The sequence below is a fragment of the Mesorhizobium sp. M7D.F.Ca.US.004.03.1.1 genome (assembly GCF_003998635.1).
Lineage (GTDB): Bacteria > Pseudomonadota > Alphaproteobacteria > Rhizobiales > Rhizobiaceae > Mesorhizobium > Mesorhizobium loti.
In genome coordinates this window covers 1-6,594 of sequence record NZ_RZQG01000281.1, presented here as the reverse complement: position 1 = coordinate 6,594, position 6,594 = coordinate 1, and the positions used below count along the sequence as shown (strand labels likewise).

6 protein-coding genes are annotated in these 6,594 nt (G+C 64.0%); 2 read left to right on the top strand and 4 right to left on the bottom strand.

Features of this window, described 5'->3' with window-relative positions; all coding sequences use genetic code 11:
* From betA to betI, 4 genes are all read right to left on the bottom strand, one after another.
* Window positions 1–1,403 (bottom strand): choline dehydrogenase (gene betA, locus EN935_RS17150; RefSeq protein WP_127373464.1); only part of this gene is annotated, 1,403 nt, incomplete at its 3' end.
* On the bottom strand, window positions 1,396–2,397 hold the full coding sequence (locus EN935_RS17145) for a threonine/serine dehydratase (RefSeq protein WP_109663314.1): 1,002 nt from the start codon (window positions 2,395–2,397) through the stop codon (window positions 1,396–1,398). The genes EN935_RS17145 and betA, both read right to left, overlap by 8 nt.
* Window positions 2,397–3,926 carry a choline-sulfatase gene (gene betC / locus EN935_RS17140; RefSeq protein WP_127264953.1) on the bottom strand — a complete coding sequence of 510 codons (1,530 nt, stop codon included), beginning with the start codon at window positions 3,924–3,926 and terminating at the stop codon, window positions 2,397–2,399. The genes EN935_RS17145 and betC overlap by 1 nt, the downstream gene beginning before the upstream one ends.
* Window positions 3,923–4,513, bottom strand: coding sequence for a transcriptional regulator BetI (gene betI, locus EN935_RS17135; RefSeq protein WP_127264952.1), 591 nt, complete (start codon window positions 4,511–4,513; stop codon window positions 3,923–3,925). The genes betC and betI overlap by 4 nt, the downstream gene beginning before the upstream one ends.
* A gap of 199 nt (window positions 4,514–4,712) precedes the next feature.
* Here betI and EN935_RS17130 point away from each other — a divergent pair, with 199 nt between their 5' ends.
* Both EN935_RS17130 and EN935_RS17125 read left to right on the top strand, forming a co-directional pair.
* Window positions 4,713–5,879: an acetyl-CoA acetyltransferase gene (locus EN935_RS17130; RefSeq protein ID WP_127264951.1), complete on the top strand. Its 1,167-nt coding sequence runs from the start codon at window positions 4,713–4,715 to the stop codon at window positions 5,877–5,879.
* 27 nt (window positions 5,880–5,906) lie between these two features.
* Window positions 5,907–6,594: asparaginase (locus EN935_RS17125; protein ID WP_127373463.1), on the top strand; the 688-nt coding region annotated here is incomplete at its 3' end.

Here is a 6,594-nt window from a genome sequence, read left to right as displayed (position 1 = left end):
CAAGGATGGTAAGCGCTCTCGGCGTGGTCGCGAATGAAGATATCGAGGTCGTCGTCCGACTGCACCTGGCTGCCCGGCGAGATTTCCTTGCCCCGATAGGGATCGAACGCCGACTGGCCGAAGATCTCGCGCGTCAGCCGGATGCAGTGGCGGAACTCCGTCCAGTCGTCTGGATGCGACATGTAGTTGAAGCGGATCACCGGCTGCGATTTCGGGTCCGGCGAGCGCAGCGTCACCGAGCCGCGTGACTTCGATCGCATCGGCCCGACATGCGCCTGGAAGCCATGCGACTTGGCCGCCGCCTTGCCGTCATAGCGGACTGCGGCGGGGATGAAATGGTACTGGATGTCGGGGTAGTCGACACCTGCACGTGAGCGCACGAAGGCCGCCGCTTCGAAATGGTTGGTGGCGCCGAGGCCGGTCTTGAAGAACAGCCACTGCGCGCCGATGAGTGCTTTCGAGAACGGGTTCAGCACTGAATTGAGCGTGATCGGCAGTAGTGATTCCTGCTGGATGTAGAGCTCCATATGGTCCTGCAAATTGCGCCCGACGCCGGGTCGGTCGGCCACCACCGTAATGCCGTTTTCGCGCAAATGCTCGGCCGGGCCGATGCCGGACAGCATCAGGATCTTGGGTGAATTGATCGACGATGCGGCGACGATCACCTCACGTCGCGCCTTAACGACCTGAATCTGTTTGTGAGCTTCGATCTCGACGCCGACGGCGCGTTGATTCTCGATGATCACCCGCCGCGCAAAGCCCTTGACCAGACTCACGTTTTTGCGCTTCAGCGCCGGCTTCAGATAGGCTGATGCCGCCGACCAGCGGCGGCCGCCGCTTATGGTCTGCTCCATCGGCCCAAATCCTTCCTGCTTGGAACCGTTGTAGTCGTCGGTCAGTTCGAACCCGGCCTGCCGGCCGGCCTCGACAAAGGCGCCGTAGAGCGGATTGCGCCGCGAGCCGCGTTGTACATGCAACGGACCACTTTTGCCCCGCCAGCCATCCTCGCCACCGTCGGAGTCTTCCATGCGCTTGAAATAGGGGAGCACGTCGGCGAAGCCCCAACCAGCCGCACCCTCTTCGGCCCAATGGTCGAAGTCGCGGGCGTGGCCGCGCACATAGACCATGCCGTTGATCGAGGACGAGCCGCCGATGACCTTGCCGCGCGGCGTCGCCAGCACGCGCCCGCCGAGATGCGGTTCCGGCTCGCTGGCAAAGCCCCAGTCGTAAAGGCTCATGTTGAGCGGGATCGACAGCGCCGACGGCATCTGGATCAGCGGCCCGATATCGCTGCCGCCGAATTCGATGACGATGACCGAATGCTTGCCGTCCTCAGACAGCCGATAGGCCATGGCCGAGCCGGCCGAGCCGGAGCCGATGATGACGAAATCCGCTTCAAGCATGGTTCATATGCGCCATGAAATCGGCGAGCGAGACATTGCCGCCGGTAGCCACAACAAGGACGGTCTTGCCCTTCACATCCACCTTGCCGCCGAGGAGTGCTGCCAGCGACGCCGCCCCCGATGGTTCGAGCACCAGCTTCATGCGCTCGAAGGCGATCCGCATGGCGCTGCGCACCGATTGATCATCGACGGTGATGCCGCGAACGCCGGCGGTCTTGACCGCGGCAAACGGCGCGTCGCCCGGCCGGCGCGACATCAGCCCGTCGCAGATCGACTTCGGCCCGATCGGCATCGTCTCGATAGCGCCATGCGCCAGCGACGAGCCCATACCGTTGAAACCTTCCGGCTCGACGCCGATGATCTCTGTCGCGGGCGACAGATAGTGGAAGGCGAGCGAGACGCCACCGATCAGCCCACCGCCACCGACCGAGCAGAACAAGAGGTCGGCGCTGGCACCCTTGGCCTCAAGCTGGTCGAGCGCTTCGAGGCCGGCGCCGGCCTGGCCGGCGACGATCTCCGGATCGTCGAAAGGATGCAGCAGCGCCAGCCCCTCTGTCTCGGCGATCTCGCGTGCCTTGGCGGCGGCGACTTCTTCACGCGCCCGCTCGCCATGGTCGGTCAGCACGACGCGGGCGCCATAACCCGCCGTTGCGTCGCGCTTGGCGGCCGGTGCATCGATCGGCATGACGATGGTGACGGGAATGCCGAGCGCCTGGCCGGCGGCCGCCAGCCCTTGCGCGAAATTGCCGGAGGAATAGGCGACGACGCCTTTCTTCGCCTCGTCGGGCGAAAGCTGCTTCAGCCGCCAATAGGCGCCGCGCACCTTGAACGAGCCGGCCCATTGCAGCGATTCCGGCTTGATGAAGACGCGGGTCGCCCCCGTCTCCCTGGCCAGTGCTGTCGATTCCAGCAGCGGCGTGATCTGCGTCGCCCGGGAGGTGACGGCATAGGCCTGCTTGAGATGGTCGAGGGAGGGGACGAGAAGGTCTGACATCATTCGCCTCGCGGATACCTTTTGCTCTCTTCGAGATTGTCGAGGTTCATGTGATTGCGCATGTAACGCTCGGACGCTTTTTGCAGGGGCTGGAAATCCCAGGGGTAGTAGGCGCCGTTGCGCAGCGCCGGATAGACGACCCAGCGGCGCGCCTGGCTTTCGCGCACGGCGGCGTCGAAGCCGGCCATGTCCCAGCGCGCCTGGACCTTGTCCATGAATGCCGCCACCAGGCCCGCATTGGCGGGATCGTCGGCCAGATTGTCCCGCTCGAGCGGATCGGCTTCGAGATCGAACAGTTGCGGCGGATCGAGCTCGCAATGGACGAATTTGTATCTGCCGTCGCGGATCGCCACCAAAGGCGCGTTGGAGCCTTCGGCGGCATACTCCATCAGCACCGGCGCCGTGCGCTCGATGCCCTCGGTGAGCGGCAGCAGCGACTGGCCGTCGGTCCACGGCGCGATCGCGGCGATGTCGATGCCGGCGAGGTCGCAAAGCGTCGGCGCCACATCGAGATTGGAGACCGGCGTCTCGATCAGCCCGGCGCGAACGCCTTTGCCGGCAATCATCAGCGGCACCCGCGCCGAACCCTCGAAGAAGCTCATCTTGAACCACAGGCCGCGCTCGCCGAGCATGTCGCCATGGTCCGAGCAGAACAGGATGATTGTGTCGTCGGCCATGCGGGTGCGCTCGAGAACGTCCAGAAGCTCGCCGAGCTTGTCGTCGACATAGGAGATGTTGGCGAAATAGCCGCGCCGCGAACGACGCACCTGCTCTGGCGTGATCTCGAAAGAGGGATAGTCGCTGGCGTGGTAAAGCCGCCGGGAATGCGCATCCTGCTCGTCACGCGCGATGAACCCGGTTTCCGGGTCCAGCGCCTGGCAATGCTCGTAGAGATCCCAATACTGCTTGCGCGCGACATAGGGATCGTGCGGGTGCGACAGCGAGACGGTCAGGCACCAGGGCCGATGGTTCGCATCGTCCTGTTCGCGCGAAAGCTGATAGAGCTTCTGCGTGGCCAGGAACACGACCTCGTCGTCATACTCCGTCTGGTTGGTGATCTCGGCGATGCCGGCGCCGGTCACCGAGCCCAGATTGTGATACCACCAGTCGATACGCTCGCCCGGCTTGCGGTAGTCTGGCGTCCAGCCGAAATCGGCCGGGTAGATGTCAGTGGTCAGCCGCTCCTCGAAACCGTGCAGCTGATCCGGCCCGACGAAATGCATCTTGCCCGACAGGCAGGTGTAGTAGCCGGCGGCGCGCAGATGATGGGCGAAGGTCGGGATCGATGAGGCGAATTCGGCGGCATTGTCGTAGACGCCAGTGCGCGACGGCAATTGCCCGCTCATGAACGAGGCACGGCCCGGCGCGCAGAGTGGCGACGCCGTGTAGTTGTTGGCAAAGCGCGCCGAACGCGCGGCCAACGCCTTCAGATGCGGTACGTGCAGAAATTCTGCCGGCCCATCCGGAAACAGGGTCCCGTTGAGCTGATCGACCATGACGATCAAGAAATTGGGTCGCTTCGTTGTCACTGTTTGCGCCGCTCGCCGAGTTTGGTTTCGAGATAGTCCTCGACCAGCGCGATCGCGGTCGCGGCATCAGGCACGCCGTCCTTCAGCGCCCGCCTGATGTAGAGCCCGTCGATCATTGCCGCTGTCGCTTCGGCGGCGCGGTCGGCTTCGGCTCTGGGCAGGATCCCGGTCAGGCCGCTCATCAGGTTGGAGTGCAAGCGCCGTGCGTAGACCCTGAGCAGCCTCCGCAAGGCTGGTGATTTCTGCGCTTCGACATAGAAGGCGAGCCAGGCGGCGATGGTTTCCGGCTGGAACTGGATGTCGGAAAAGTTGACGGCAACCACGGCCGAAACACGTTCGCGCGGGGTGGCAGCGGATTGAAGGGCGCGTCGCATGTCGGTGGTCAGTTCGGCCAGGATGTGCCGCATCGTTGCCAGCAGAAGCTCGTCCTTGGCGCCGAAATAGTGATGGGCAAGGGCTGACGACACGCCGGCACGTCCGGCGATCTCGGACATGGTCACGTCGAGCGAACCGCGCTCGCCGATCGCCGAGATCGCCGCGTCGATGAGCGCCTTGCGGCGCAATGGCTCCATTCCGACTTTCGGCATCTCACTGCGTCCTTTGAAGCAGGATTATTTTTTATTGACGGGTCAATCAACAAAAAAATTGGCACTGGCTTCGTCTGTACCAAGCGATTGTCTGGTTCCAGCCCTTCACGAAGCGGACAGGATTGTTTACATTTGAACAATAAATGCGACGTGCGCCGTGAGCCCACATGCTAGGCTGGCGCCAAGGATGGAGACCGCCATGACCGCATGTATCGTTGGCTGGGCGCATTCGCGCTTCGGCAAGCTCGAGGGCGAAACGCTCGAAAACCTGATCGTCAAGGTGGCAACGGACGCGCTGGACCATGCCGGCATCGGTCCCGACGAGGTCGACGAGATCGTGCTCGGCCATTTCAACGCCGGCTTTTCGGCGCAGGATTTCACCGCCAGCCTGGTGCTTCAGGCCGACGACCGGCTGCGCTTCAAGCCGGCGACGCGCGTCGAAAACGCTTGTGCCACGGGATCGGCGGCGGTCCGGCAAGGCATCCGCGCCATTGACGCCAATGCCGCCCGCATCGTGCTGGTGGTCGGCGCCGAGCAGATGACGACGACGCCGGGGCCAGAGATCGGCAAGAACCTGCTCAAAGCGTCCTATCTGCCCGAGGATGGCGACACGCCTGCGGGTTTCGCCGGCGTCTTCGGCAAGATCGCGCAGGCCTATTTCCAGCGCTATGGCGACCAGTCGGACGCGCTCGCCATGATCGCCGCCAAGAACCACAAGAATGGCGTCGACAACCCCTATGCGCAGATGCGCAAGGATTTCGGCTACGAGTTCTGCCGCCAGGAGAGCGAGAAGAACCCGTTCGTTGCCGGTCCCCTGAAGCGCACCGATTGCTCGCTGGTCTCCGACGGTGCCGCTGCCCTTATCCTCGCCGACACCGCGACGGCGCTGAGGATGCGGCGTGCCGTTGCCTTCCGCGCCAACGAACATGTGCAGGATTTCCTGCCGATGTCGAAGCGCGACATCCTGACCTTCGAAGGCTGCGAGCAGGCCTGGACCCGAGCGCTTAAGAACGCCGGCGTGACACTCGACGATCTCTCCTTCGTCGAAACGCATGACTGCTTCACCATTGCCGAACTGATCGAATATGAGGCGATGGGCCTGGCCAAGCCGGGCGAGGGCGCCAGGCTGGCGCTGGACGGCACAACAGCCAAGGATGGCCGCCTGCCGGTCAACCCATCTGGTGGGCTGAAGGCCAAGGGTCATCCGATCGGTGCCACGGGCGTGTCGATGCATGTCTTGACCGCCATGCAACTTGTCGGCGAAGCCCGCGGCATCCAGGTGCCGGGCGCAAAACTCGGCGGCATCTTCAATATGGGCGGTGCGGCGGTCGCCAACTACGTTTCCATATTGGACCGGATCAGGTAGAAGCAGCCCGTATTTTACGGGGTAGCCATGACAAATCCGGTTCTGATCGAAGTCTTGCGCGGCGCGATCGTCGAGAGTGCGCATCGTGGTGCGGTCGCGGTCTTCGATGCCGATGGCAAGCCGGTCTGGGAGATCGGCGATACCGCCAAGCCGGTGTTCCCGCGCTCGGCGGTCAAGGCGATCCAGGCATTGCCGCTGGTCGAAAGCGGGGCGGCGGATGCCTATGGTTTCGGCAACCGCGAATTGGCGCTTGCCTGTGCGTCCCACTCGGGCGAGCCGGCACATGTCGAACTGGCGCGGTCCATGCTGGCCAAGGCCGGGCTGGAGGGATCAGCACTCGAATGCGGTACGCATTGGCCGTCCAATCATGACGCCGAGATTGCGCTCGCCCGCGCCGGCGGTTCGCCGAATGCATTGCACAACAATTGCTCCGGCAAGCATTCCGGCTTCCTCTGCACCTGCGTCCACGCCGGCATTGCGCACCGCGGCTATGTCAAGCCGGAGCACGGCCTGCAGGAGATGGTGCGCGACGCCATGCAGGCGGTGACGGGCGCTGTCCATGGCGCAGACGAGCGGGCCACCGATGGCTGCTCGATCCCGACCTATGCGGTGCCGCTCAGGAGCTTTGCGATCGGCTTTGCCCGCATGGCCACGACATCAGGTTTTGGCCCCGAGCGAGCCAAGGCCGCGAGGCGGCTACTTTCCGCCTGCATGG

Excerpts from the sequence above, each read along its gene's own strand:
- EN935_RS17145 (WP_109663314.1), bottom strand. The coding sequence starts at position 2,397 with ATGTCAGACCTTCTCGTCCCCTCCCTCGACCATCTCAAGCAGGCCTAT.
- betI (WP_127264952.1), bottom strand. The coding sequence starts at position 4,513 with ATGCCGAAAGTCGGAATGGAGCCATTGCGCCGCAAGGCGCTCATCGAC.
- EN935_RS17130 (WP_127264951.1), top strand. The coding sequence starts at position 4,713 with ATGACCGCATGTATCGTTGGCTGGGCGCATTCGCGCTTCGGCAAGCTC.